Consider the following 23,114-nt stretch of genomic DNA (forward strand, 5'->3'; position numbering starts at 1 on the left):
GAAAAATTGGATATGACCACGAACGAAAAAGCAGCCCGCGCGCTGCCGGTGCAGGACGCACGGATCTACCCGCGCGGTGGGCTGGATGTGCTGTCGCGGGCCGAAGTGGCGCGCCTGCGCGATGCCTCCGCCGGCGGCATGCACGAGCTGCTGCGCCGCTGCGCGCTGGCCGTGCTGACCAGCGGCAGTGCCTCTGACGATCCGCGTGCGGCGCGCGATCTGTATCCCGATTTCGACATCCAGGTGGCGCAGCAGGATCGCGGCGTGCGCATCGACCTGGTCAACGCGCCGGCGATGGCCTTCGTCGATGGCGAGATCATCCGCGGCGTTGCCGAACTGCTGTTCGCGGTGGTGCGTGACCTGGCCTACATGGCCATCGAGATGGGCCCGGCCTATGCGGCCGAGCTGGAGTCGTCCGAAGGCATCACCAATGCGGTGTTCGGCCTGCTGCGCAACGCCCGCATCCTCAACCCGGGTGATCCGAACCTGGTGGTGTGCTGGGGCGGCCACTCGATCTCGCGCGACGAATACCTGTACACCAAACAGGTGGGCTACGAGTTGGGCCTGCGCGGCCTGGACATCTGCACCGGCTGCGGCCCGGGCGCGATGAAGGGCCCGATGAAGGGCGCCACCATCGCCCACGCCAAGCAGCGCCGTACCGTGACGCGTTACATCGGCCTGACCGAGCCGGGCATCATCGCCGCCGAGTCGCCGAACCCGATCGTCAACCACCTGGTGATCATGCCGGACATCGAGAAGCGCCTTGAGGCCTTCGTCCGCATCGGCCACGGCATCATCGTGTTCGCCGGTGGCGTCGGTACCGCCGAGGAGATCCTGTACCTGCTCGGCATCCTGCTGCGCGAGGAGAACAAGGATCTGCCGTTCCCGCTGATCCTGACCGGCCCGACCGTGGCCGCGCCGTACTTCGAGCAGATCGACCGCTTCATCCGCCTGACCCTGGGCGATGAAGCCGCCGAGCGCTACGAGATCATCATCGGTGACCCGGTGGCGGTGGCGAAGAAGATGGCCAACGGCATCAAGCGCGTGCGCGAACACCGCCTGGCGCAGAAGGATTCGTTCTTCTTCAACTGGTCGATCGAGATTCCGTGGGAGTACCAGCAGCCGTTCGTGCCGACCCACGAGGCGATGGCCGCGCTGGACCTGCACCACGGGCGTGCGCCGCACGCGCTGGCGGCCGACCTGCGCCGGGCGTTCTCGGGCATCGTGGCCGGCAACGTGAAGGAAGACGGCATGCGCCGCATCGAGCAGTTCGGGCCGTTCCAGATCCACGGCGACACCGACATGATGCAGGCCCTGGACGCGCTGCTGCGCGCCTTCGTCGAACAGCGCCGGATGAAGATCTCCGGCGAATACCAGCCCTGCTACCAGGTGCTGGCCTGAGCCTGCGCCGGCGCGATGGGGCTCGCGCCGGGCCGGACAGGAGAGGGCGGGTCGTCAAGCCTTTGACGCCCGTCGTCCCGGATTGACCGTTCATCCTGCCGCCGCTTGCCGGTGGCAGGGCGATGGCCCATCGTGGCCATCAACACGCTGGGGAGCGTCCAATGTCTTTGCGCCGGGAAAGCGGCTTCACGTTGATCGAGCTGATGGTCACCATCGCCGTGGTGGCGATCCTGGCCGCGATCGCGTTTCCGAGCTTCCAGGGCACCCTGCGTTCCAGCCGGGTGACCTCGGGCAACAATGAAATCCTGGGCCTGCTCAGCCTGGCCCGCAGCGAGGCGATCCGCAGCAACCGCGGCGGCGGCGTGTGCGGCAGCAGCGATGGCGCCAGCTGCGACGGCAGCTGGTCTGGCGGCATGCTGGCCTTCGCCGATACCAACGGTGATGGCGAGATGTCGTCGGGTGAGACCGTCCTGCGCTTCGTCAATGGAAGCCCGAAGCTGACGGTCAGCGGGCCGTCGGAGGTGATCGCCTTCGATGGCCGTGGGCGCCGCAGGGCCAGCGCCGATCAGCAGATCCTGCTGGAGCCGGATGTCTGCAGCAAGGACGCGCTGCACAAGCGCACATTGACGGTGAACGCCTCCGGGCAGATCCGCAGCACCAAGGAAGCCTGCCCATGAAATCCCGTTCCGTCCGCGCGCGGCAGGCAGGGGGCTTCACCCTGCTGGAAGTGCTGATCGCCATCATCGTGCTGGCATTCGGCCTGCTGGGTTTCGCGCTGCTGCAGACCATGAACGTCCGCTTCGTGCAGAGCGCCAACTACCGTACCCAGGCCACCAATCTTGCCTATGACCTGACCGAGCAGATGCGCAGCAACCGCTATCAGGCGGCGTGGTATACCACCGCGTCGTTTGCCGCAGGCAGCAAGACCGCCGAGAAGGCGTGCAGTGCCGATACCGGCGACGTCGCCATTTCCGCCAAGGTCGCGCGCTGGCAGTGCCAGGTGGTGAAGGCGCTGGGTGATGACGCCGGCGCGGAAGTCACCTACAACGGCGGCAACGTGAGGGTGGCCGTCAGCTGGGGCGACCAGCGCTGGGATCCGGACGATCCGGACAAGGCCACCACCTTCGCCCTGGATACGGAGCTGTGAGCATGGCCATGAACCGTCGTGCCGCGATGGCCGGCCTGTCGCTGGTTGAGCTGATGGTCGCGCTGGTGATCAGCCTCGTGCTGATGCTGGGCGTGGTCCAGGTGTTCATCGCCTCGCAGACGGCCTCCCGCCTGTCCGAGGGCGCCTCCCGCGTGCAGGAGAACGCGCGTTTCGCGCTGGATTTCCTGGAGCGCGACATCCGCATGGCCGGACACATGGGCTGCGTCAACGACCAGGCCCATGTGGTGAAGAACCAGGGCGACCCGGTGTCACACCTGGGGGCAACCTCGGGCGACGGCAGTCCGCTGGATTTCAGCGTGTCCATCCAGGGCTTCGATGCGCCCGAGACGACGCCGGGCGGGAGCCTGACGCTGGGCGCGGACTGGTCGGCTCCGACCGGCCTGCCTACCGCGATCGAAGGGCTCATCCCGGTACCCGCCGGCGGCAGCGACGTGCTCGTCCTGCGCTTCTTCGCGCCGGAAGGCGTGCCGGTCACTGCCATTTCCACGGACGGCGGCAACGCGCTGCTGGACATGGACAGCACCCGCGTCGCCCGCCTGACTGGCGGTGGCGTGGGTGATCCGACCCTGTTCGGCATCGCCGACTGCGGCCACGCGGATGTGTTCGCGGGCACGTTGAGCGCCGCACGGGTCACCGCCGCCTCGCTCGACCTGTCGCGCTATGCCGCGCAGCCCACCGGGCAGACGATGCTGTATCGCGCCGAGTCGATGGTCTATTACGTGGGCATCAATCCGGAGACGAAGCAGCCGGGCCTGCGCCGCGCGCGTGCCGACAGTGATGGCGCCTACTCGATCAACGAAGAACTGGTGGAAGGCATCGAAAGCCTGCAGTTGATGTACGGCCTGGACAACACCGCCAACATCAGCCTGGACACGCCGCCGGCCGGCAACATCACGCAGTTCGCTGCGGCCGATGGCGTCAGCACTGATGCCGATGCCGCGGGTGCCGCGCAATGGCTGCGCGTGGGGCAGGTGCAGGTGGGGCTGCTGGCACGCAGTCCGTCGCCGTCGTCCTCGACCCGCTCGGCCAATGCGCTGTCCGTGCTCGGCGTGGGCTTTGCCAACGGCGACAAGTCCGATGGTCATTACCGCTCCAGCTATGAAGTGTCGATTGCGCTGCGCAATCGCCTGTTCGGAAACTGACCATGACTCCTTTCCCGCGCTCCTTCCGGCCTGTCGTCGCTCCCGCCCAGCAGCGTGGTGCGGTGCTGTATGTGGCCCTGGTGATGCTCATCCTGCTGGCGCTGCTCGGAATTGCCGGCATGCAGGTGGCCGGCATGCAGGAAAAGATGGCGGCCAACTACCGGGCGGCCAACCGCGCTTTCCAGAATTCGGAAGGCGTGGTGCGGGCGGCCGAGCGTTCGGTGGAACAGATCACCAATCGCGAAAGCGTGAGCGAGGGCAGCCTGCTGCAGGCAGGGGATGTATCGCGTGTCTGCGATGACGGTTTCGATCCGGCCAGCTGGGCGGAGGACCGGCGCGACGAGACGTCGCCGGCCGTCAACGTGCGGCAGATCGACAGCTGCGTGGTCGGCGAATCGTCGCTGGACATGGGCCGACCGCTGGATGACACCACACCGATCTACCAGATCACCGGGTTCGCTACCGACGATGCCGATGCGAGCTCGTCGTCGGTGGTGATCGACACCGTATTCAAACTCTGAGGACGCAGGCCATGGCTTCGCGCAAATTCCGCTTCATGGCCGCAGGCGGCGCCGCACTGGCGCTGGGGGGAGGCTATTTCATCTACAGCCTGATGGCCGCCCAGGCCCAGGGCACGCTGGCGCAGGCGCCGCTGAACATCCAGGTGCAGACGCCGCCAGCGTTCCTGATGGCGCTGGACGATTCCGGTTCGATGCTGTGGGAAACGCTGAACAATACGCGCGACGGTGCTTATCGCTGGGATGGCAGCAGCTTCTACAACAAGGGAATAGCCAACGGATTCGATGGTTCGGGGCAGCGTTACCTGTATGTGTTTCCGAGTTATGGGCGGGATAGCAATGTGGCTATCCCGCCGTTGGATAACTTTGGATTCGCGCGTTCGCCAGATGTCAATTCATCCTATTACGATCCCCGTGAGAGCTACCCAGGCTGGAAGACGGGACTGTCTGCACCGGCAACCTCCAATTACCTGGAGATCAAAGCGGCCAGTGCTCCTCTCGATCCCCGGCCGGCCGGCGCGCCCGCCAAGATCGGTGGTGCGCTGAATCTGACGGCGGACTCGCTGTTGACCAGCATGCAGACTGGCGGCAGGGATTCGGGAAGCTGGCGATTCCGCTTCCGTTCCGGGATGAAACTGCCGGTAGGCACCCGTATCGAGCGCGGCCGGTGCAGCTTGAGCGGTGGAGCTGTGCAGGGGGAGGGAACGTTTGACAGAGTCACCCGTGAGACTTCCATCAACAGCTCAAGCTGCGACGCTGCTGTGGCTTTCTACCCGGCGACGTTCTTCCTTGAGAATCCCGCTACGCTTCCTGCGGATTACGGCTATACCGCCACACCGGTAGCTATTGCCAGTTCGCCGGGTGGCCGGCCGGGGACGCTGTACAAGTACGAGATCAAGCTTGCGAACTTCGGCAATAACCAAGCGAAGTACGACAATGCCATGCAGAGCTTCGCAAACTGGTTCAGCCTGTACCGGACTCGCCGCGAGGCGTTGATCGGCGCGGCCACCAATGCGCTGTATGACACTACCAATCTGCGAGTGGGCTGGTTCCGCATCAATGGTCGACGTCCAGTGACCATGTTCGACATGACGACCGAGTCGCAAAGGGCGAAGCTGCTCAGCGAAATCACCCGTGAAATGCGGGCCGACGACAGTACGCCCAATCGTTCTGCCGCCGACTACCTGGGCCAGCAGTTCCAGCGCACGGATGAAGGGGCTCCTGTGCTTCTGGCCTGCCAGAAGAATGCGGGCATGCTGTTCACCGATGGTTACATCAATGAAGATGGAAACACGACATTGATGAAGGATCTGGTGGCACCGTACTACAAGGGCCCTCTGGTTCCTTCGCTTGATAACGGTTCGGTGCCGGTTCCTGCAGAGTGCAAGGGTTCCAGTCCGGACGCTTCACTGGACTGCAACAAGCAGCTGCACATGAATTTCTACGGTGTGACGCTGGGTACGCAGGGCAAGGAGTTCGGCGTCAAGTACCTGCCGGACCCGGAGCGGCCCTGGGTCCTGAGTCCTGACCCCTACGTGACAAAACCCAATTTCCCGACCACAACGCAGAACCTCAAGCCGGAGGCAGTCGACGAGCTGTGGAACGCGGTGTATGACAGCCACGGCGAAATGGTCAATGCCACGCGTCCAGGCGATATCACTGCTGCCATGCGCCGTATCATCAGCAACGTCGCCCAGGGCGCAACGCCGTCCGGTTCACGTTCGTTGACCGGTGCGCGCATAGGCGTGGGCTCGCTGTCGGTGGAGCCATTCTACGAGGCAACCAACAACGGCACGGACTGGTATGGAAAGCTGCATGCCTTCAAGCTGAAGGTTGATGCGACCACCCGCGCGATCGTTTCTGAAGAAGCGTGGGAAGCGGCCGCGCAGATGCCGGCGGCCGCATCGCGCCGCATTCGCTTCTGGCGCGATGGTGCGCTGGTGGACTTCTCCGGTGGCAATGTCAGTCTGGCCAATCTGTGCGACAAGTCGGGTGTGATGTATCCGGGCATCCTGATCTGCAGCGCTTCGGAACTGGAAGGGCTGGCTACGGACTCGACAACGGCAGTGGCATACCTGCGCGGAGATGTCAGCCATGAGAAGCGCAACGGCGGCAAGCTGCGCGACCGCAGTACGGTGCTGGGCGACATCATCACCTCCACCCCGGCCCTGAGCTCGCCGCTGGATGACTACGGTTTCCGCCGCCTGCCAGGCTCGATGGGCACCAGTTATGCCGACTACATGGTCACCAAGCGCAATGACCACAGGTATATGGTCTATGCCGCTGCCAACGACGGCATGCTGCACGCCTTCGATGGCGGCATGGGGGCCGACGGGGAGATGGACGGTGAAGGTGGCAAGGAGCTGTTTGCGTACATTCCATCCACGTCGCTGGGCCACATGGGCAACCTGCTGCTGCCCAACGACCCCACCAACCAGAACGTCCAGCGCTTCCAGCATCGCTACTACGTCGATGGCCCGGTAACGGTCAGCGATACCTATGGCAGCAACGGCTGGACGACCTCGCTGGTAGGCACGGCCGGAGCTGGCGGGCGCAGTGTGTTCGCGCTGGATGTGTCCGATCCTGCCCAGTTCGGCGGTGCCGGCTCCCTGCTGTGGGAGATCAGCGACCTCAACGCCGCACTGGATGAAGAGGTGCGCGCCAACATCGGCCACGTGCTGGGCAAGCCGGTGATCGTGCCGATGAAGAACGCCGACGGTTCTGTGGGCTTCCGCGCGATATTTGGCAACGGCTATGAAAGCAGGAGTGGCAAGGCCGTGTTGTTCGTTGTCGACATGCTGGCCAGCAGCACGCCGACCATCCGCATGATCGAGGCGGTCGAGTCGGGTCAGAACCTGCCTGCCGGCAACAATGGCCTGGGCAATATCGTCGTGGTCGATCGCTGGGGTGGGACGAGCCAGAACGACCGGGTGCGCGACGGCCTGGCCGATACCGTCTACGCTGCTGACAAGCGGGGTGCGATCTGGAAATTCGACCTGCGCGACGATGCAGCACCGACGGCGCCGCTGTTCACCACCGATACCCACGTCGATCGCAGCGACCAGCGGACCTACCGCCAGCCGATTACCGGTGGCATGACGGTGACCACGGGGGCCTCCGGTGGTGTGATGCTGATCTTCGGCACCGGCAGCTTCTCCTACTACGGCGATGAGAACGACGCGGCGGTGCAGGCGCTGTATGGCATCAACGACACCGAAGTCGGGCAGCCCGGAACGACGCTGACCTCAGCCAACCTGCGTCCGTTCACGGCACAGTTCGACAATGGCATGCGCACCCTTTCGCCAGGGACTGTTCCGGCGCAGAGCCGTGGCTGGACTGTGACGCTGTCAGGCAAGGAGCGTGCGGTGGGTAATCCGCGCATTGTTTCGGGTGTGGTGTTCATGCCGACCTACATTCCTTCAGAGTCCCAGGGCTGTTCGGTGGATGGTGCGAACTGGGTGTTCGGCCTGCAGGCCAGCAGTGGCGAGGCGGCGATGTCACAGGTGCGCTTTGGTGCTCCTGATGGCGCGTCGCCCGGCGCAGGCACGGCTGGCGTGCCCTTGAGTACGGGCGGCAACGCGCCGGTGCGGGATGTCACCACTTCGGTGGTGCCACGGCTGGCGCCGCCGGACCCGGGCAAGCCTGGCAGTCCGCCGCCGAAACCCCCGGGCGATGCCTGCATGATGCAGATTTCGGTGGCTGGCGCGGAGCCGATGTACCTGCCGTACCCCTGCGGTCGCCAGTCGTGGAGGCAGATCCAGTGATCGACGTTCCTTCTTTGCAGGCACCAGGAGCCACCGCAATGCGTACACCGTGGATGGCGGGCCGCGTGGCCCGCGGTTTCAGCCTGATCGAACTGATGATCGTGGTGGCGGTCGTGGCGATCCTTGCTGCGATCGCCTATCCGAACTACAGCGCGCATGTTCTCAAGTCGCGGCGCGCGCAGGCCAAGGCCGATCTGGTGGAGTACGCGCAGCTGGCCGAGCGCTACCACACCATCAACAACACCTATGTGGGCTTCACCTTCCCCGGCGGAGCTGATTCCATCAACTCGCCACGCGAGGGCGGCACCGCGGCCTACACCCTGTCCATGGAGACCGGGCAGTCGACGTTCACGTTCACGGCAGCAGCGGCCAATGCGCAGACCAAGGACAAATGTGGCGACCTGACGCTCAATCAGGCCAACGTGAAGACGTCGCAGGCAACACTGTCCGACTGCTGGTAACGCGAGCGGGAAGCTGCCTGCAGGGCTGCGTGAAAGAGTGTTGCACTCTCGGTTCGAGGTGATTACAATGCGCCTCCCCGCCCGAATAGCTCAGCCGGTTAGAGCACTTGACTGTTAATCAGGGGGTCGTTGGTTCGAGTCCAACTTCGGGCGCCAAGCATTACGCATCAAAGGCTTGCGGTTATCCGCAGGCCTTTTTTGTTGTCAGCAGGGCGGACCGTCCTGGCTGCGGGTCGAGCGGATTCTGCCGCTGTTGCTGACGATGACGCGGGCATGCTCCCGGTCGTCCGCGCAGATGCGCAGCGTCAGGTTCGCTCCGGGACTGCGGCCATCCGGCTGGAAGTAGATCTGTGGCCGGCCGCTGCTGCTGGCGGCGCTGATCCTGACGCTGGAGAGGCCGGACTGGTGCAGCAGGATGGAGTCGACGGAGGAGGGGGGCTGTCGTCGCCCGTCGGTCCTGTACACGATCCAGCCCTGGCTCCAATCGTCGCCGCAGTGGTGCCCATCGGGGCTTGCGCACAGGCCGATCAGCGCACTGCGCATGATGGCCTGGTAGCGCGCGGTGGCCAGGCCGGACTGCAGGCCGAGGCGGGTGGATTCCGCACGTTGATGCAGCATCAGTTCCTGCAGGGCGGGCCAGCCGGCTGCCAGCAGGACGGCAAGGACCGCCACCACCACCAGTAGTTCGAGCAGATGCATGCCGTGCTGTGTGTCGGGGCTGGAAGCAGGAGGGAGGCGCATGCATCCAGCCTCGCTGCCTCGCAGGGACTGCACCATCAGGTAGCGCCGCGCTCGGCTGCCCGGAAACCCCTCAGCCGGCCGTCACTCCTGGCCCCGTATACTCACCTTTCCCGGGAACTGGCAACACCATGAGCGACCGTTTTGAACTCGTCTCGCCGTACTCGCCGGCGGGCGACCAGCCCGATGCCATCGCGAAGCTGACCAGCAACTTCGAAGCGGGCATCGCCAAGCAGACCCTGCTGGGCGTCACCGGCTCGGGCAAGACCTACACCATCGCCAACGTCATCCAGAACGTGCAGAAGCCGACGCTGATCATGGCGCCGAACAAGACGCTGGCGGCGCAGCTGTATGGCGAGTTCAAGGCGTTCTTCCCGCACAACGCGGTGGAGTACTTCGTCAGCTACTACGATTACTACCAGCCGGAAGCCTATGTGCCGTCGTCGGACACCTTCATCGAGAAGGACAGTTCGATCAACGAGCACATCGAGCAGATGCGCCTGGCCGCGACCAAGACCCTGCTGTCGCGCCCAGATGCGATCGTGGTGGCGACCGTATCGGCGATCTATGGCCTGGGTGCCCCCGAGGATTACCTGTCGCTGCGCCTGATCCTGTCCAAGGGCGAGCGCATCGACCAGCGCGACCTGATCAATCACCTGACCCAGCTGCAGTACACGCGCAACGAGTACGAACTGCAGCGCGGTACGTTCCGCGTGCGCGGCGAAGTGATCGATGTGTTCCCGGCCGAGTCGGACAGCGAGGCACTGCGCCTGGAGCTGTTCGATGGTGAGGTCGAGAAAATCACGTTGTTCGACCCGCTCACCGGCGAGACGCTGCGCAACATGCAGCGCTTCACCGTGTACCCGAAGACCCACTACGCGACCACCCGCGAGCGTGTGCTGGCGGCGGTGGACACCATCAAGGTCGAGTTGAAGGAGCGGCTGGAGCAGCTGTACGCGGAGAACAAGCTGGTCGAGGCGCAGCGCCTGGCCCAGCGCACCCAGTTCGACATCGAAATGATGGCCGAGGTCGGCTTCTGCAACGGCATCGAGAACTACTCGCGCCACCTCACCGGCAAGAATGCCGGCGAGCCGCCGCCGACCCTGTTCGACTACCTGCCGCCCGACGCACTATTGGTGATCGACGAATCGCACGTGACCATTCCGCAGATCGGCGCGATGTTCAAGGGCGATCGCTCGCGCAAGGAGACCCTGGTCGAATTCGGCTTCCGACTGCCCTCTGCGCTGGACAATCGCCCGCTGCGCTTCGAGGAGTGGGAAGAGCGCTGCCCACGTGCGATCTACGTGTCGGCTACGCCCGGTCCCTATGAGTATCGTGAAGCCGGTGACGAGATCACCGAGCTGGTGGTGCGCCCGACCGGCTTGATCGACCCGGTGGTGGAAATCCGCCCGGTCGGTACCCAGGTCGATGACCTGATGAGCGAGGCCAACGAGCGCATCAAGGCCGGCGACCGCGTGCTGGTCACCACGCTGACCAAGCGCATGGCGGAGAACCTCACCGAATACCTCACCGAGCATGGCATCCGCGTGCGCTACCTGCATTCGGACGTGGACACGGTCGAGCGCGTGGAGATCATCCGCGACCTGCGCCTGGGCAAGTTCGACGTGCTGGTCGGCATCAACCTGCTGCGCGAAGGCCTGGACATGCCCGAGGTGTCGCTGGTGGCGATCCTGGATGCCGACAAGGAGGGCTTCCTGCGCTCGACGGGTTCGTTGATCCAGACCATCGGCCGCGCGGCGCGCAACGTGCGCGGCAAGGCGATCCTCTATGCCGACAAGATCACCCGTTCGATGCAGGCGGCGATCGACGAGACCGACCGCCGCCGCGCCAAGCAGGTCGAGTACAACGAGGAACACGGCATCGTGCCGCGCTCGGTGGCACGGCCGATCGTCGACGTGCTGGAAGGCGCCCGGTCCGATGCAGCGGAGAAAGAAGCCAAGAAGGGCAAGGGCAAGAGCCGGGCAGGCGTGGCAGAGGAAGGGGCCGACTACCGGTCGCTCAGCCCGGCCCAGCTGGCCACCCGGCTCAAGGCGCTGGAGCAGCAGATGTACCAGCATGCCAAGGACCTGGAGTTCGAGGATGCGGCACGCGTGCGCGACCAGATCCGGCAGCTGAAGGAAGCCAGCCTGGGCTGAACACGGCAGGCAGCCGCATCTTCACAAAAGTGTTGCGCTTCACGGCTGGCATCCGTAATATACGCGGCCTGCACCGACGCAATCGCGGAAATGCAGAAGCAAAACGGGCGGTTAGCTCAGCGGTAGAGCACTACCTTGACATGGTAGGGGTCACAGGTTCGAACCCTGTACCGCCCACCACGAAGTCCCTGAAAAGGGGCTGTCGTGAACTGCAAAGCCCGGCCCTGGCGCCGGGTTTTTACGTAGCAAGGCCAGCTTTCGGGCGGCAAGAACAAGATGGGCGGTTAGCTCAGCGGTAGAGCACTACCTTGACATGGTAGGGGTCACAGGTTCGAACCCTGTACCGCCCACCACCTGGCTCCCGGCATGGCCGGTGCAGCGGTGGATCACGATGAAAGCCGGCCTTGGGCCGGCTTTTTTCGTTTGTGCTGGCAGCCTCGCCGCGCATCAGCGCTGCGCGACCCATTCGTCGATGCTGATCATGCGCTGCAGCTTCCAGTGGCCCTCGACGCGTTCCCAGACCTGCGCGTAGCGCGCCGACCTGGACCGTTGCTGCTGGCCGTCTGCGGCCACAGGCTGGTAGCCAACACGCAGTACGCGGTCCTGGCGCAGCCGGTACAGCTGCAGGGTGGCCGGATCCCGTGCCGCCGGAGCGCCCGCGTGCTCGGCATCGGCCTGCAGGATCTGGCGGCGCAGGGAGACATCCCCGGCATCGGCATCGCGGCCGAACAAGCCAGCGCACAACAGCAGCAGGGCAAGCATCGGCATGGCACGGTGCTCCGGAGAAGGGAGTCCAGCGTGGCACTGCCTCCTGTGCGGTGAAACCGGTATGCGACGAAAGCCGGTAAAGCGTGCGTCAAGTGGGTCCGGGGAGGATGAATCCGGGGCGGGGTGGCCAATACCCCGTGGCCCTGCCACCGCCGCGGAGCCGGAACAGCGTCGCGGCGGTGGCAACCGGTCAGTAAACCCGGGCTTCGGAACGGATGGGATTACAACGGATCACAGCACAGCACCTGGCCCGGCTTGCCGGAATTGCCGAACGGACAGCTCGGGTGCGGTTCGCAGCCCGGCGCGTAGCCGGTCTTGGGCGCGACGGCGAAGGCCTGGGCGGCGCCGAAGGCCATGGCCGCGACAACGACGATACCGGCGACGGACGAAAGGACTTTCTTTCCGATCATGTGTATCTCCTTGGTTGGCGTTGTGGTGTTGCAGTTGCCGAAGGCACGTGAGTGCCAGTGGTGGCGCGTGATGTAGTGATGAGGGGCTGGCGCGTGCCAGGTCAGGGCAGGGCAAGGTCCGGCGCCAACGACGTCATGGCGGCCTGTACGACCTGCTCATCAAGCTGGCCCACATGCTTGTAGGCCACGCCCCCATCGCTGCCCAGCACGATCAGCATCGGGGTGACCGTTGCGCGATAGCGCTTCGATGCATCGCCTTCGCTGTCGATGGCGACCGGGAAGCGCAGATCGTGCGTGTCGGCGTAGTCGGCCAGTTCATCGTAGGGAGGAAGTCCCACGCCGATCAGTTCGCTGGCACCGCGTGCAGCGGCGATCTTCCGCACATGCGGCATCGAGGCCAGGCAGTAGCGGCAGGTCGTGGAAAAGAAGTAGAGGATCTGCGGCGCAGTGCGCGGGCCGCCCAGCTGCACACGGGCCTGCTGCGTGGTCTTCAGCGCAAGCGGGGCGGGAACGCTGCCGCGTGCCAGGCCGTGCGCTTCAAGCCGCATCTCCTGCAGCTGCGAGGCCATCTGTTGGTTGATCTGCCGCAGTTGGCGGTTCTGCCATCCCAGCGCGACGATCAGCGCAGACAGCAACAGGGCCACAACGGGGAACAGGACGCGCTTGATCATCGATCATCCTTGAACGCAGCGTTGGCTCGAACATACCGGAACTGGCGCACGGGATGTTAAGTCGATGTTCGCCACGCGCGCACGGGAGCCGCGCCTGTACTAGAGTGGCACCCGCGCAGGCATGCGCGCCTGCCTTCCCCTCATTACCAGAAGGATTTCCCGATGAGCGATCATGTCCCGGTGTCCCGGCCCAATCCAGTGCTTGAACTGCTGTTCGGCGGCAACATGCTGGAGGGCACGTTCAAGGCGGTGGTCTGGGTGGCCCTGCTGGCTGCGGTCCTGGCCTGGACCACCTTCCGCTGAGTCCTTGCGCGGCGCTGCAGCACCGGCTGCATGCGCCGTTGCTACCCTGCGCTCAGGCGTCGAAGGCCTGGCGCAGGCTGCGCAGGGTCGCCTGGCGCTGTTCCTTCGCGATGGCCTCACCCATCTCCAGCTCCTGCAGGCGCAGCCCGACCAGGGTCATCGACAGCGCGTAGCCGCGCGCTGCATCGGCTACGCGCGAAAGTCCCAGGGCGCGCCGCGCCAACGCGTTGACGTGTTCCAGGTCGGGCATCAGGCCCAGGTAGGCGCGCTCGGCGCTTTCCAGGTCGGGAGCACGCAGGATCGCGTGCGCTTCAGCAGCAGGGGAGACGGAGGCCATGGGGGGTCCTTGTCCGTAGCAGGCGCTCGATCAGAACGAGCGCATCAGGGAAACGAAGGCCGACGTCTGTGTACCACGTCGTGCCATCGGGCTGTCCTTCACCGCATCGCCGAACCACTGGTTGGCGACCACGCCTGTTGCACGCCACTGGGTGCCCAGCGGCGTGCTGACCGCGATCTGCAGGCTCGGCGATGTCGTGCTGCCCGGGCGGTAGGCCGCCAGGCCCGAGCGCAGTGCTTCCTCGTCGCTGATGCCGTAGTAGTAGTCCAGCAGGCGTGCGCTGGAGTGCACCACGCCCACCCGTGGCACCCAGGTGAAGCGGCCGGCCTGGATCGGATAGCTGTAATGCAGGCGCGATTCGAAACCACCGCCATGCCCGGTGATCTCACGCATCACACCGGCCTCGACAATGCCCCAGTCGGCGCTGTATTCACCGTTGATTCCTGCCATGGCCGACATCTGCCGGCTGTGCAGGCGGCGCAGCTGCGGATCATTCACGTCGTCGGTCTTGAAGCGCAGCGTGTAGGGCGTGAGTGCCGCCGACAGCCGCAGGCCCTGGCCTTTGTACAGGTACATGCCCAGCGAGCCGGGGCTGGCGAAGAAGCGCTGGCCCTGCCAGGAAATCGCCGGTACGACCAGCGGCTTGACGTCGTAGTGCGCATACGCGCCGGACGTCGCACCTGCGGTGATGCCGGCCTGCACGCCGGGGCTGCGGTCGGCGGCCTGCGTGATCAACGGCAGGCCGATGGCAGCGGAGAACAGCAGGGGGCGCAGCAGGGTCGGGGACAGCGACGGCATCGATCAGCCACTTTGCGGGGGATGGCTGTGCATGGTGCGGGCCCAACATTGTCAGAACATTGCGCCTGGGCAATCGGCATGCAATGACGCCCAAAGCAGGCGCCAGGCACTATGATCGGCACCGTTTCCGGCAGCCGAGTCCCTGATGCGCATCCTTCTGGTCGAAGACGATCCTGATCTGTCCCGTGCCCTGCAATCGGGCCTGGAGCGGCAGGGCGTGGTGGCCGACGTGGTCGGCAGCCTGGCCGAGGCGGCCATCGCGCTGCGCGAACCGGTGCACCAGCTGATGTTGCTGGACCGCCAGCTTCCCGATGGCGACGGCACGGGTTTTGTCGCTACCGCGCGTGCACTGCGCCCGAACCTGGCGGTGATCATGCTGACGGCCAAGGGCACGTTGTCGGACAAGGTCGAAGGGCTGGACGTCGGTGCCGATGATTACCTGGTCAAGCCGGTGGCGATCGAGGAACTGATGGCGCGCATCCGCGCGGTGTCGCGGCGGCCTTCTGCGATGGTGACACCGAGCCTGCGGCTGGGACGGCTTGAGTTCGACTTCGAATCGCTGCAGGCACAGGTGGAAGGCCAGCCGTTGGCGCTGCCGCGCCGGCAGGTGCTGGTGCTGCAGGCGCTGGCGATGCGGCAGGGGCGCACGGTCACCCGCAGTGCGCTGGAAGCGGCGGTATACGGCTTTGACGATGAGATCCAGTCCAATGCGCTCGATGCGCACATTTCCAAGCTGCGCAAGGCGCTTCAGCAGGCCGGGGCGGGCGTGGAGATCCACGTGATCCGGGGCGTCGGCTACCTGCTGGCGGAGGCCTGAGATGGCGCGTCCGATCCGTTCCATCACGCTCGGCCTGGCCTGGCGCCTGTTCCTCGCGCAGGCATTCACCGTGCTGTTCGCGGTGGTCGCGCTGATCCTGACCTGGGGTGACAAGGACTCCTGGGGCATGGACATGTTCATGGCCGAGGCGGTGGCCAAGGCCGTGCACAGTGAGGGCGGCCGGTTGGTGCTGGATGAAGCGCGCTGGCGCAGGCTGGACGCGGATGCGGGAGGCAATCTCTGGTTCGCGGCGGTCGATGACAAGGGCATCTGGCTGGAACGCGGCACGATTCCGGCCATCCACGCGCCGTTGCTGGCGCGGTTGCCGGCGCTGGGTGCCACCGAACTCGGTTCGCTGGTGCCGCCCTACCTGGATGTGGCAAGGGTGATGATCCGCAACGAGGATGGCCGACGCATCACGGTGATGGTGGGGGGCGCACCGAAGGGCGGGCTGCTGGATGGCGCACTGATGGTGTTGCGCCTGATTGGCTTGTGGTTCTTCCTGCCGCTGATCGTGGTCACGCTGCTGGTGATGCCGACGGTGATCCACCGCGCGATGCGCGGTGTGCGGCGTTCCGCGCAGCAGGCCAAGGAGCTGGATATCGGCCAGCCGGGCGCGCGGCTGGATGCGCAGCTGGTGTCGACCGAGGTTGCGCCGCTGGTGGAAGCGTTCAACGATGCGATCGACAAGGTGCAGCAGGGCTACGCGGCGCGCGACAAGTTCCTCGCCGATGCCGCACACGAGCTGCGCGTGCCGATCGCGGTGGTGCAGGCGCGCCTGTCACAGCTGCCGCAGGGCGAACTCAAGTCGCAGCTGCTCACCGACGTTGCCCGCCTTGGCAACGTGGCCGAGCATCTGCTCGACCTGCAGCGGCTTGACCGCAATGTCGGTGCGCTGCAACGGCTGGACCTGGCGCTGCTGGTGCGCGAAGCCGCTGCCGAGCTGGCGCCGCTGGTGGTAGGGGCGGGCTATGGTTTCGAGGTGGATGCGCCGGACGCGCCGGTGTGGATCCACGGCGACAGCCTGGCACTGGGTCGGGTGATCGCCAACCTGGTGCACAACGCCATCGTTCACGGTGGCGGGCGCGGCACCATCTGCGTGCGCCTGGATGAGCGCGGCCTGCTGGAGGTCAGCGATCAGGGTGCCGGCATTCCGGTCAATGATCGCGAGGCGATCTTCGAGCCGTTCCACCGGCTGCGCGCGGCCGGCAGTGGCAGTGGGCTGGGCCTGCATCTGGTGAAGGAGATCGTGCAGCACCACGGCGGCTCGGTCAGTGTCGGCGAAGCGACCGGCGGCGGCGCCAGCTTCCGGGTCAATTTCCATCGCGGCACCGTTCGGCGCTGACAGCCGCGCGGGGCGTTGCCCGATAGGCAAGCCGTCGTGACCGATTGCAGGCTGCACGGATGGTTTCCGAACGATCCGCTCCACCCCTGTTCGGTGGGGGCAGTGCCACAGGGCTGGTGCTGGGCGCGCTGGCCTGCATGCAGCTGCCGGTGCTGCTGCCGCTGTGGCTGTGCGCGCCGTTGGCGGTCGCCGCTGGCGCCTGCTGGCTGGCGCGCTGGCGTGGCCGGGGCTGGGCGATGGCCGTGTTCGGGCTGGCATGGGCGACGCTGCACGGGCATTGGGCGCTGCACCGCCAGATGCCTCCCGCTGCGCCGGCGCAGGATGTGCGGGTGCAGGGACGCGTGGTCGAGCTTCCACACAGCGGGCCCGGTTACACGCGTTTCGTACTGCGTGTGGACGAGGCCGGGGCGCTGCCGTCGCTGCGTGGCACGCGCCTGCAGGTGACCTGGAGCGATCCGTGGCGCGGGCCTGCAAGCGCTGGCAGCGGGGGCGGGCGCCATGCGGTTCGCGCGGGGGCGCACTGGGACCTGTCACTGCGCCTGCGGGCGCCGCGTTCACGGATCAATCCGGGCGGCTTCGATGCCGAGCGGCATGCCTTGCAGCGGGGCATTTCCGGCAATGGCACGGTCCGTGATCCGGCAAGCGCACGTGAGCGGCTGCCCGCACGGGGCCTGCAGGCCTGGCGTGAACGCAGCAGCGCCGCGATTGCCACGCAGGTGGCGCATCCGGCTGCACGGTTCGTGCAGGCGCTGGCACTGGGCGACACCCGTGGCGTGTCCGATGCCGATTGGGAGCACCTGCGCGCGCTGGGCCTGACCCATCTGGTCGCCATTTCCGGATTCCACGTGGGCGTGGTGGCTGGATTCGGTGCGCTGTTGTGCCGCGTGTCGTGGTGGTTGTGGCCAGCGCTGGGGCGGGTCCGGCCACGGCCGCAGGCCGCCGCGTGGGGCGCCACACTGGCTGCGGCCGCCTATGCCGTTGCGGCCGGTGGCGCGCTGCCGACCGTGCGCGCGGCGCTGATGATCGGCCTGGTTGCGCTGGCCCGGGCCGGACGCCGCCCGGTTGCCGCAGGGCAGGGGCTGGCGCTGGCTGCGATGGTGATGGTGCTGCCGGCGCCGATGTCGGTCCTGTCAGCAGGGTTCTGGTTGAGCTTTGGCGGGGTGCTGTGGCTGTTGTGGTGCCTGCCGCGCACCGCGCCGGAGGGGGTTGGCGGTGGCCTGCGCGGTTTCCTGGCGGCGCAGGGAGTGGCGAGCGTGGGCCTGCTGCCCCTGTGCGTGGCCTTGTTCGGTGGCACCGCGCGGTTGGGGCCGCTGGTCAATCTGCCGATCATCCCGTGGTGGACGTTGCTGGTGGTGCCGATGTCGCTGTTGGGGACCGCTCTTCACGCCCTGCACGACGGCGCCGGAGGATGGGCATGGCGTGCCGCCGCCGGGTTGTTCGAGGTCAGCTGGCAGGCCCTGCAGCCGCTGGCGCTGCACCCGCGGGCGATGTGGTGGCTGGCCGAGGCGCCGGGCTGGGCGGTGCCGGCGGCGTTGCTGGGGGTGTTCTGGTGGCTGCTGCCGCGCGGGGCCGGCGGTGGCCTGGTGGGGCTGTTGCTGTGCCTGCCACTGCTGTGGCCGGCGCGCGGGGCACCCGCGCAGGGTGAGCTGGAACTGCTGGTGCACGATGTCGGCCAGGGCACGGCGGTGCTGGTGCGCACGGCGCGGCACGCGCTCTGGTATGACGTCGGGCCGCCGACCGGCGCCGACGGCAATGAACGGATCCTGATCCCGGCCCTGCGCGCGCTGGGCCAGGGGCCGCCCGAGCAGGTGATGCTCAGCCATGACCATCTGGACCACATCGGCAGCCTGCCCAGCCTGCGGCGTCAGCTGCCCGGGCTGCATGCGCTGGCACCGCCCGGCAGCGCGATTGCCGGGGCCAGGCCCTGCCGGCAGGGAATGCGCTGGCAGTGGGACGGTGTCGACTTCCAGGTATTGCACCCGGCGCCGGGCAGCCGGCAGGGCGGCAACGAAGACAGCTGCGTGCTGCGCATCGCCAGCCGCCACGGCGTTGTTCTGCTGCCCGGTGACATCGGCCGTTCGGCGGAGCGGGCGCTGCTGCAGGCTTGGCCGACCGCGTTGAAGGCCGACGTGGTGCTGGTGCCGCACCATGGCAGCGGCGGCAGCTCCAGCGCGGGATGGGTGGCGGCGGTGGCACCGCGGCTGGCCCTGGTTTCGGCCGGGCACCAGAACCGCTTCGGACACCCGCGCCGGGAAGTGGTCCAGCGCTGGCAGGCGCAGGGAGCCGAGGTGCTGGCGACCGCCGACGCCGGGGCGATCCGCGTATGGCTTGGTGCGCAAGGGCTGCAGCTGCGTGAACAGCGTGTCCACGCATCCCGTTGGTGGGATGCCGCTGGGCGGGCGCGGTCGGCTGCTATCCTATCGTCGATTGAACAAGCGGCCGTTGGGCCGGAGGGTTGAAACGTGTGGGAACTGGTCAAGGCCGGTGGCTGGCCGATGGTGCCGCTGCTGCTGTTGGGCGTACTGGCTTTGGCGATCATCCTGGAGCGTTTCTGGTCCCTGCGGCGGACGGAAGTGCTGCCGCCCGGCCTCGGCCAGGAAGTGCGCAACTGGGCCGCGCGCGGCAAGCTTGATCCGGCCCATCTGCAGACCCTGCGTGCCAACTCGCCGCTGGGCGCGCTGCTGGCCGCCGCGCTGGAAGCGCGCAATCGCCCGCGTGACCAGATCCGCGAGCGCATCGAGGACACCGGCCGCCACCTGGTGCACCGCATGGAACGTTTCCTCAACGCACTGGGCACCATCGCCTCGGCGGGCCCGTTGCTGGGCCTGCTCGGCACGGTGATCGGCATGATCCAGATGTTCCTGGGCATCCTCGACCACGGCGTGGGTGACGTGAACCAGCTGGCCGGTGGCATCGGCAAGGCCCTGGTCTGCACCGCCACCGGCATGATCGTGGCGATTCCGGCGCTGATGTTCCATCGCTACTTCAAGGGCCGCATCCACGGTTACGTGGTGGAGATGGAGCAGGAAGCCAGCGCATTGCTGGATACGCTCGACGGTCGCCCCGGGGTGATGAACCCGGCCGCGGCGGTGCGTTCGTCCAACGCTGCCACGGCGAAGGCCTGATCGATGCGTATCGGCAACGACCGGTCCCAGGATGAGCCGCATATCGACCTGGTGCCACTGATCGACGTCATCCTGGTGCTGATCATCTTCTTTGTGGTCACCACCACGTTCGATGCGCGTTCGACGCTGCAGGTGCAGCTGCCGACCGCCAGCCAGCAGCAGACCAACGAGCCGCCGCGCTCGCTCAGCGTGCTGATCAACGCCGAGGGCCGCTATTTCATCAATGACCAGGAAGTGCTGCGCAGCGACGTCGAGTCGGTCAAGCAGACCATTGCCGCCGTGGCGGGCAGTGATCGCGAGCAGACCGTGCTGCTGCGCGCCGATGCACGCACTCCCTACCAGGCCGTGGTGACCGCGCAGGATGCGCTGGGCCAGCTCGGCTTCCGCCGTATTGCCATTGCAACAGCACCCGAGGTGCGTCCATGAGTTCCAAACACGCGCCGGTGTGGCCGATCTACAAGCGTCTGCTGGGATATACCCGTGCCTACTGGGTCCTGATGGTCGCCGCTGTCATCGCCATGGCGGTGGAGTCGGTGGCCGGGTACTTCTTCACCAAGCTGATGGAGCCGCTGGTCAACCGCGGCTTCGTCAATCCCGAGCCAAGGATGGCGGTGATCCTGCCGTTGACCATCCTCGGCCTGTTCCTGATGCGCAGTGCCGCCACCTGGGTCAGCGACTACGCACTGGCCAAGACCGGCCGCAGCGTGGTGCGCGACCTGCGTGAGCAGGTACTGGCCAAGTACCTGCACCTGCCGTCCTCGCACTTCGATACCGAATCGACCCCGGTGATGGTCAGCCGCCTGAATTTCGACACCGAGCAGGTCACCCAGGCCAGCGCCGATGCGCTCAAGACCGTGGTCGCCGATACCCTGACCATCATCGCGATGCTGGCGGTGATGCTGCAGATGAGCGTCAAGGTCACCGTGGCGATGCTGGTGGTGGTGCCGATGATCGGCGTGATCGTGTCCTACGTCGGCAAGCGCTACCGGCGTATCAGCCGCGGCATCCAGGACGGCATGGGCACGATGGCGCAGACCGCCGAGCAGTCGCTGGCCGCGCAGCAGGAAGTGAAGGTGCACGGCACCCAGCAGCATGAGATGTCGCGTTACTCGCGCCTGGCCAACCGCATGCTGGCACTGAACATGAAGGTGGAAATCACCCGTGCCGGCGCGTCCAGCGTGGTCCAGTTCCTGGCCGCGCTGGCGCTGGCGGTGATCGTCTGGGTGTCGACCCGCGAAGCGCTCGCCGGCCGTCTGAACGCCGGCCAGTTCATGGGCCTGATGATCTCGATGACCGCGATCATTCCCTCGCTGCGCCGCCTGACCAGCGTGCAGTCCTCGATCTCGCGTGGCGTGTCCGCTGCCGAGCGCCTGTTCGGCATCCTCGACATGCCGGTCGAGCGCGACGAAGGCCGCAACACGGTGCAGCGCGTGCAGGGTGAACTGGCCTTCGAGCACGTCATGCTGCGCTACCGCGCCGATAGTGGCATCGCGCTGGATGACATCAGCTTCGTTGCCAAGCCGGGCACGGTGACCGCCATCGTTGGCCGATCCGGCAGCGGCAAGACCAGCCTGATCCGGCTGGTACCGCGCTTCTACGAACCCAGTGGTGGGCGCATCACCCTCGACGGCGTGGCCCTGGACGACTATCCGCTGGCCGATCTGCGCCGCCAGGTGGCGATGGTCGGGCAGAAGGTCATGCTGTTCGACGACACCATCGGCGCCAACATCGCCTATGGCATGGACGCGACCGATGATCAGATCCGCGCGGCCGCCGAAGCGGCCAATGCGTGGGAATTCATCGCACGCATGCCGCAGCAGCTGCAGACCCCGGTCGGCGAGAACGGCGCGCTGCTGTCCGGCGGCCAGCGCCAGCGCCTGGCGATCGCGCGCGCGATCCTGCGTGATGCCCCGATCCTGATCCTCGATGAAGCCACCGCCGCGCTCGACAACGAATCCGAGCGGCTGGTACAGGATGCACTGCAGCGCCTGATGCCCGAGCGCACCACGCTGGTGATCGCACACCGCCTGTCAACCATCGAGCATGCCGACCAGGTGCTGGTGATGGACCACGGTCGCATCGTTGAACGCGGCACCCACAAGGAGCTGCTGAGCATGGGTGGCCTGTACCAGCATCTGCACAGCATGCAGTTCCGCGAAAGGCAGGACTGATGGCTGGCAAGGGTACCCAGACCCCGCCGTACTGGTACGACGGCAGCCCGGTTCCCTGGGCGATGCGCCTGCTGGCGCCGCTGTACGCCGGTGTCACCGCGCTGCGCCGGCGTGCCTATCGGCGCGGCTGGCGCAAGCACTACACGTTGCCGGTGCCGGTCATCGTGGTCGGCAACATCACCGCAGGCGGCACCGGCAAGACGCCGTTGACCATCGCCCTGGTCGAGCGCCTTCGTGCCGCCGGCTGGAAGCCGGGCGTGGCCAGCCGCGGCTATGGCCGCGAGGATGCGGACAAGCCACTGTGGGTACAGGCCGACACGCCGACCGCCAAGGGCGGCGACGAGCCGGTGCTGATCGCGTGGAAGACCGGCGTGCCGGTGCGCGTGGATCGTGATCGCGTTGCCGCTGGCAAGGCGCTGATCGAGGCCGGCTGCAATGTGATCGTCTGCGACGATGGCCTGCAGCACTACCGGCTGGCACGCGACATCGAAATTGAAGTGGTCGATGCCCAGCGCCGCTACGGCAATGGCCGGATGATTCCGGCCGGACCGCTGCGTGAGCCGGTCAGCCGCGCTACCGAGTGCGACTTCCGGGTGGTCAACCTCGGCCAGGCCGATGAGGATGCCGCAGCCCAGGCCTGTGGATTCGGCCAGTGGCCGATGGCCCTGCACATCGACAGTGCGCAGCCGCTGGCCGGTGGCCGTGCGCGCCCGCTGTCGTATTTCAAGGGCCAGCGTGTGCACGCGGTGGCCGGCATCGCCCATCCGCAGCGCTTCTTCGACATGCTGCGCGCGCGTGGCATCGGCGTGGTGCCGCATGCCTTTGCCGACCATCAGGCGTATCAGCCGCAGGACCTGTCCTTCGGCAGCCAGCTGCCGGTGCTGATGACCGAGAAGGACGCGGTGAAGTGCCGTCAGTTCGGCAACGACTGGCACTACGCCGTCCCGCTGCGTGCCGAGCTGCCTGCTGCGTTCTGGGTGGCGCTGACCGATCGCCTGGACAAGCTGAGACCGAACTGAGT

Annotated in this window: 22 protein-coding genes and 3 tRNA genes; 19 read left to right on the forward strand and 6 right to left on the reverse strand. The window is 66.5% G+C overall.

Annotated elements, in window-relative coordinates:
* Positions 1 to 12 precede the first annotated feature (12 nt).
* The 8 genes from ppnN to VN11_RS07495 all read left to right on the forward strand — a co-directional run bounded on the left by ppnN (position 13) and on the right by VN11_RS07495 (position 8,610).
* On the forward strand, positions 13 to 1,401 hold the full coding sequence (ppnN, locus tag VN11_RS07460; protein WP_006429576.1) for a nucleotide 5'-monophosphate nucleosidase PpnN: 1,389 nt from the start codon (positions 13 to 15) through the stop codon (positions 1,399 to 1,401).
* 161 nt (positions 1,402 to 1,562) lie between these two features.
* Entirely contained in the window at positions 1,563 to 2,078 is a 516-nt protein-coding gene (locus tag VN11_RS07465; protein WP_053449290.1) for a GspH/FimT family pseudopilin, read from the forward strand.
* Complete coding sequence (pilV, locus tag VN11_RS07470; protein WP_053449291.1) at positions 2,075 to 2,548, forward strand: type IV pilus modification protein PilV; 474 nt, start codon at positions 2,075 to 2,077, stop codon at positions 2,546 to 2,548. The genes VN11_RS07465 and pilV overlap by 4 nt, the downstream gene beginning before the upstream one ends.
* A 2-nt stretch (positions 2,549 to 2,550) precedes the next feature.
* The gene (locus VN11_RS07475; protein WP_080374888.1) at positions 2,551 to 3,711 is read left to right on the forward strand and encodes a PilW family protein; all 1,161 of its coding nucleotides are present in this window, start codon (positions 2,551 to 2,553) and stop codon (positions 3,709 to 3,711) included.
* Positions 3,712 to 3,713: 2 nt separating this feature from the next.
* On the forward strand, positions 3,714 to 4,232 hold the full coding sequence (locus VN11_RS07480; protein WP_049456559.1) for a pilus assembly PilX family protein: 519 nt from the start codon (positions 3,714 to 3,716) through the stop codon (positions 4,230 to 4,232).
* Positions 4,233 to 4,243: 11 nt separating this feature from the next.
* Positions 4,244 to 7,993: a pilus assembly protein gene (locus tag VN11_RS07485; protein WP_053449292.1), complete on the forward strand. Its 3,750-nt coding sequence runs from the start codon at positions 4,244 to 4,246 to the stop codon at positions 7,991 to 7,993.
* Between the two features lie 38 nt (positions 7,994 to 8,031).
* On the forward strand, positions 8,032 to 8,454 hold the full coding sequence (locus tag VN11_RS07490) for a type IV pilin protein (protein WP_053449293.1): 423 nt from the start codon (positions 8,032 to 8,034) through the stop codon (positions 8,452 to 8,454).
* A gap of 79 nt (positions 8,455 to 8,533) precedes the next feature.
* Positions 8,534 to 8,610, forward strand: a tRNA-Asn gene (locus VN11_RS07495).
* A 48-nt stretch (positions 8,611 to 8,658) separates the two neighbouring features.
* Here VN11_RS07495 and VN11_RS07500 read toward each other — a convergent pair.
* Positions 8,659 to 9,195, reverse strand: a complete 537-nt coding sequence (locus VN11_RS07500; RefSeq protein ID WP_258010996.1) for a GspH/FimT family protein — start codon at positions 9,193 to 9,195, stop codon at positions 8,659 to 8,661.
* Between the two features lie 128 nt (positions 9,196 to 9,323).
* Between VN11_RS07500 and uvrB the strand changes: the two genes are divergently transcribed.
* The 3 genes from uvrB to VN11_RS07515 all read left to right on the forward strand — a co-directional run bounded on the left by uvrB (position 9,324) and on the right by VN11_RS07515 (position 11,701).
* On the forward strand, positions 9,324 to 11,348 hold the full coding sequence (gene uvrB, locus VN11_RS07505; protein WP_006429643.1) for an excinuclease ABC subunit UvrB: 2,025 nt from the start codon (positions 9,324 to 9,326) through the stop codon (positions 11,346 to 11,348).
* A gap of 105 nt (positions 11,349 to 11,453) precedes the next feature.
* Positions 11,454 to 11,528: transfer RNA gene (locus VN11_RS07510), tRNA-Val, on the forward strand.
* A 98-nt stretch (positions 11,529 to 11,626) separates the two neighbouring features.
* A tRNA-Val gene (locus VN11_RS07515) sits at positions 11,627 to 11,701 on the forward strand.
* 94 nt (positions 11,702 to 11,795) lie between these two features.
* Here VN11_RS07515 and VN11_RS07520 read toward each other — a convergent pair.
* From VN11_RS07520 to VN11_RS07530, 3 genes are all read right to left on the reverse strand, one after another.
* A complete protein-coding gene (locus VN11_RS07520; RefSeq protein WP_053449295.1) occupies positions 11,796 to 12,116 on the reverse strand; it encodes a hypothetical protein in 321 nt (106 codons plus the stop codon).
* 221 nt (positions 12,117 to 12,337) lie between these two features.
* Positions 12,338 to 12,526 carry a hypothetical protein gene (locus VN11_RS07525; protein WP_008268658.1) on the reverse strand — a complete coding sequence of 63 codons (189 nt, stop codon included), beginning with the start codon at positions 12,524 to 12,526 and terminating at the stop codon, positions 12,338 to 12,340.
* A gap of 101 nt (positions 12,527 to 12,627) precedes the next feature.
* Positions 12,628 to 13,197 carry a peroxiredoxin family protein gene (locus tag VN11_RS07530; protein WP_053449296.1) on the reverse strand — a complete coding sequence of 190 codons (570 nt, stop codon included), beginning with the start codon at positions 13,195 to 13,197 and terminating at the stop codon, positions 12,628 to 12,630.
* A gap of 162 nt (positions 13,198 to 13,359) precedes the next feature.
* On the opposite strand from VN11_RS07530, the gene VN11_RS22505 reads away from it, so the two are divergent.
* Positions 13,360 to 13,500: a hypothetical protein gene (locus tag VN11_RS22505; RefSeq protein WP_008268513.1), complete on the forward strand. Its 141-nt coding sequence runs from the start codon at positions 13,360 to 13,362 to the stop codon at positions 13,498 to 13,500.
* Positions 13,501 to 13,552: 52 nt separating this feature from the next.
* Here the strand turns inward: VN11_RS22505 and VN11_RS07535 are convergent, their stop codons facing one another.
* Positions 13,553 to 13,837: a hypothetical protein gene (locus VN11_RS07535; protein WP_053449297.1), complete on the reverse strand. Its 285-nt coding sequence runs from the start codon at positions 13,835 to 13,837 to the stop codon at positions 13,553 to 13,555.
* A gap of 30 nt (positions 13,838 to 13,867) precedes the next feature.
* Entirely contained in the window at positions 13,868 to 14,635 is a 768-nt protein-coding gene (locus VN11_RS07540; RefSeq protein ID WP_053449298.1) for a MipA/OmpV family protein, read from the reverse strand.
* Between the two features lie 145 nt (positions 14,636 to 14,780).
* On the opposite strand from VN11_RS07540, the gene VN11_RS07545 reads away from it, so the two are divergent.
* From VN11_RS07545 to lpxK, 7 genes are read left to right on the forward strand one after another with little or no spacing between them, the layout of a single operon-like run.
* Positions 14,781 to 15,452 carry a response regulator transcription factor gene (locus VN11_RS07545; protein ID WP_053449299.1) on the forward strand — a complete coding sequence of 224 codons (672 nt, stop codon included), beginning with the start codon at positions 14,781 to 14,783 and terminating at the stop codon, positions 15,450 to 15,452.
* A 1-nt stretch (position 15,453) separates the two neighbouring features.
* Positions 15,454 to 16,797: a sensor histidine kinase gene (locus VN11_RS07550; RefSeq protein WP_053449300.1), complete on the forward strand. Its 1,344-nt coding sequence runs from the start codon at positions 15,454 to 15,456 to the stop codon at positions 16,795 to 16,797.
* Between the two features lie 59 nt (positions 16,798 to 16,856).
* The gene (locus VN11_RS07555; protein ID WP_053449301.1) at positions 16,857 to 19,256 is read left to right on the forward strand and encodes a DNA internalization-related competence protein ComEC/Rec2; all 2,400 of its coding nucleotides are present in this window, start codon (positions 16,857 to 16,859) and stop codon (positions 19,254 to 19,256) included.
* A 3-nt stretch (positions 19,257 to 19,259) separates the two neighbouring features.
* Positions 19,260 to 19,922 carry a MotA/TolQ/ExbB proton channel family protein gene (locus VN11_RS07560; protein ID WP_006429918.1) on the forward strand — a complete coding sequence of 221 codons (663 nt, stop codon included), beginning with the start codon at positions 19,260 to 19,262 and terminating at the stop codon, positions 19,920 to 19,922.
* Positions 19,923 to 19,925: 3 nt separating this feature from the next.
* A complete protein-coding gene (locus VN11_RS07565; protein ID WP_004152323.1) occupies positions 19,926 to 20,348 on the forward strand; it encodes an ExbD/TolR family protein in 423 nt (140 codons plus the stop codon).
* Positions 20,345 to 22,093, forward strand: a complete 1,749-nt coding sequence (gene msbA, locus VN11_RS07570) for a lipid A export permease/ATP-binding protein MsbA (RefSeq protein WP_053449302.1) — start codon at positions 20,345 to 20,347, stop codon at positions 22,091 to 22,093. The genes VN11_RS07565 and msbA overlap by 4 nt, the downstream gene beginning before the upstream one ends.
* Positions 22,093 to 23,112: a tetraacyldisaccharide 4'-kinase gene (gene lpxK / locus VN11_RS07575; RefSeq protein WP_053449303.1), complete on the forward strand. Its 1,020-nt coding sequence runs from the start codon at positions 22,093 to 22,095 to the stop codon at positions 23,110 to 23,112. The genes msbA and lpxK overlap by 1 nt, the downstream gene beginning before the upstream one ends.
* Positions 23,113 to 23,114 lie beyond the last annotated feature (2 nt).

It is taken from the genome of Stenotrophomonas maltophilia, from assembly GCF_001274595.1.
Classification (GTDB): Bacteria; Pseudomonadota; Gammaproteobacteria; order Xanthomonadales; family Xanthomonadaceae; genus Stenotrophomonas; species Stenotrophomonas forensis.

Bases quoted from the DNA above. Each gene is read 5' to 3' on its own strand.
- ppnN (WP_006429576.1), top strand. From the start codon at position 13: ATGACCACGAACGAAAAAGCAGCCCGCGCGCTGCCGGTGCAGGACGCA.
- VN11_RS07465 (WP_053449290.1), top strand. From the start codon at position 1,563: ATGTCTTTGCGCCGGGAAAGCGGCTTCACGTTGATCGAGCTGATGGTC.
- pilV (WP_053449291.1), top strand. From the start codon at position 2,075: ATGAAATCCCGTTCCGTCCGCGCGCGGCAGGCAGGGGGCTTCACCCTG.
- VN11_RS07475 (WP_080374888.1), top strand. From the start codon at position 2,551: ATGGCCATGAACCGTCGTGCCGCGATGGCCGGCCTGTCGCTGGTTGAG.
- VN11_RS07480 (WP_049456559.1), top strand. From the start codon at position 3,714: ATGACTCCTTTCCCGCGCTCCTTCCGGCCTGTCGTCGCTCCCGCCCAG.
- VN11_RS07485 (WP_053449292.1), top strand. From the start codon at position 4,244: ATGGCTTCGCGCAAATTCCGCTTCATGGCCGCAGGCGGCGCCGCACTG.
- VN11_RS07490 (WP_053449293.1), top strand. From the start codon at position 8,032: ATGCGTACACCGTGGATGGCGGGCCGCGTGGCCCGCGGTTTCAGCCTG.
- VN11_RS07500 (WP_258010996.1), bottom strand. From the start codon at position 9,195: ATGCGCCTCCCTCCTGCTTCCAGCCCCGACACACAGCACGGCATGCAT.
- uvrB (WP_006429643.1), top strand. From the start codon at position 9,324: ATGAGCGACCGTTTTGAACTCGTCTCGCCGTACTCGCCGGCGGGCGAC.
- VN11_RS07520 (WP_053449295.1), bottom strand. From the start codon at position 12,116: ATGCCGATGCTTGCCCTGCTGCTGTTGTGCGCTGGCTTGTTCGGCCGC.
- VN11_RS07525 (WP_008268658.1), bottom strand. From the start codon at position 12,526: ATGATCGGAAAGAAAGTCCTTTCGTCCGTCGCCGGTATCGTCGTTGTC.
- VN11_RS07530 (WP_053449296.1), bottom strand. From the start codon at position 13,197: ATGATCAAGCGCGTCCTGTTCCCCGTTGTGGCCCTGTTGCTGTCTGCG.
- VN11_RS22505 (WP_008268513.1), top strand. From the start codon at position 13,360: ATGAGCGATCATGTCCCGGTGTCCCGGCCCAATCCAGTGCTTGAACTG.
- VN11_RS07535 (WP_053449297.1), bottom strand. From the start codon at position 13,837: ATGGCCTCCGTCTCCCCTGCTGCTGAAGCGCACGCGATCCTGCGTGCT.
- VN11_RS07540 (WP_053449298.1), bottom strand. From the start codon at position 14,635: ATGCCGTCGCTGTCCCCGACCCTGCTGCGCCCCCTGCTGTTCTCCGCT.
- VN11_RS07545 (WP_053449299.1), top strand. From the start codon at position 14,781: ATGCGCATCCTTCTGGTCGAAGACGATCCTGATCTGTCCCGTGCCCTG.
- VN11_RS07550 (WP_053449300.1), top strand. From the start codon at position 15,454: ATGGCGCGTCCGATCCGTTCCATCACGCTCGGCCTGGCCTGGCGCCTG.
- VN11_RS07555 (WP_053449301.1), top strand. From the start codon at position 16,857: ATGGTTTCCGAACGATCCGCTCCACCCCTGTTCGGTGGGGGCAGTGCC.
- VN11_RS07565 (WP_004152323.1), top strand. From the start codon at position 19,926: ATGCGTATCGGCAACGACCGGTCCCAGGATGAGCCGCATATCGACCTG.
- msbA (WP_053449302.1), top strand. From the start codon at position 20,345: ATGAGTTCCAAACACGCGCCGGTGTGGCCGATCTACAAGCGTCTGCTG.
- lpxK (WP_053449303.1), top strand. From the start codon at position 22,093: ATGGCTGGCAAGGGTACCCAGACCCCGCCGTACTGGTACGACGGCAGC.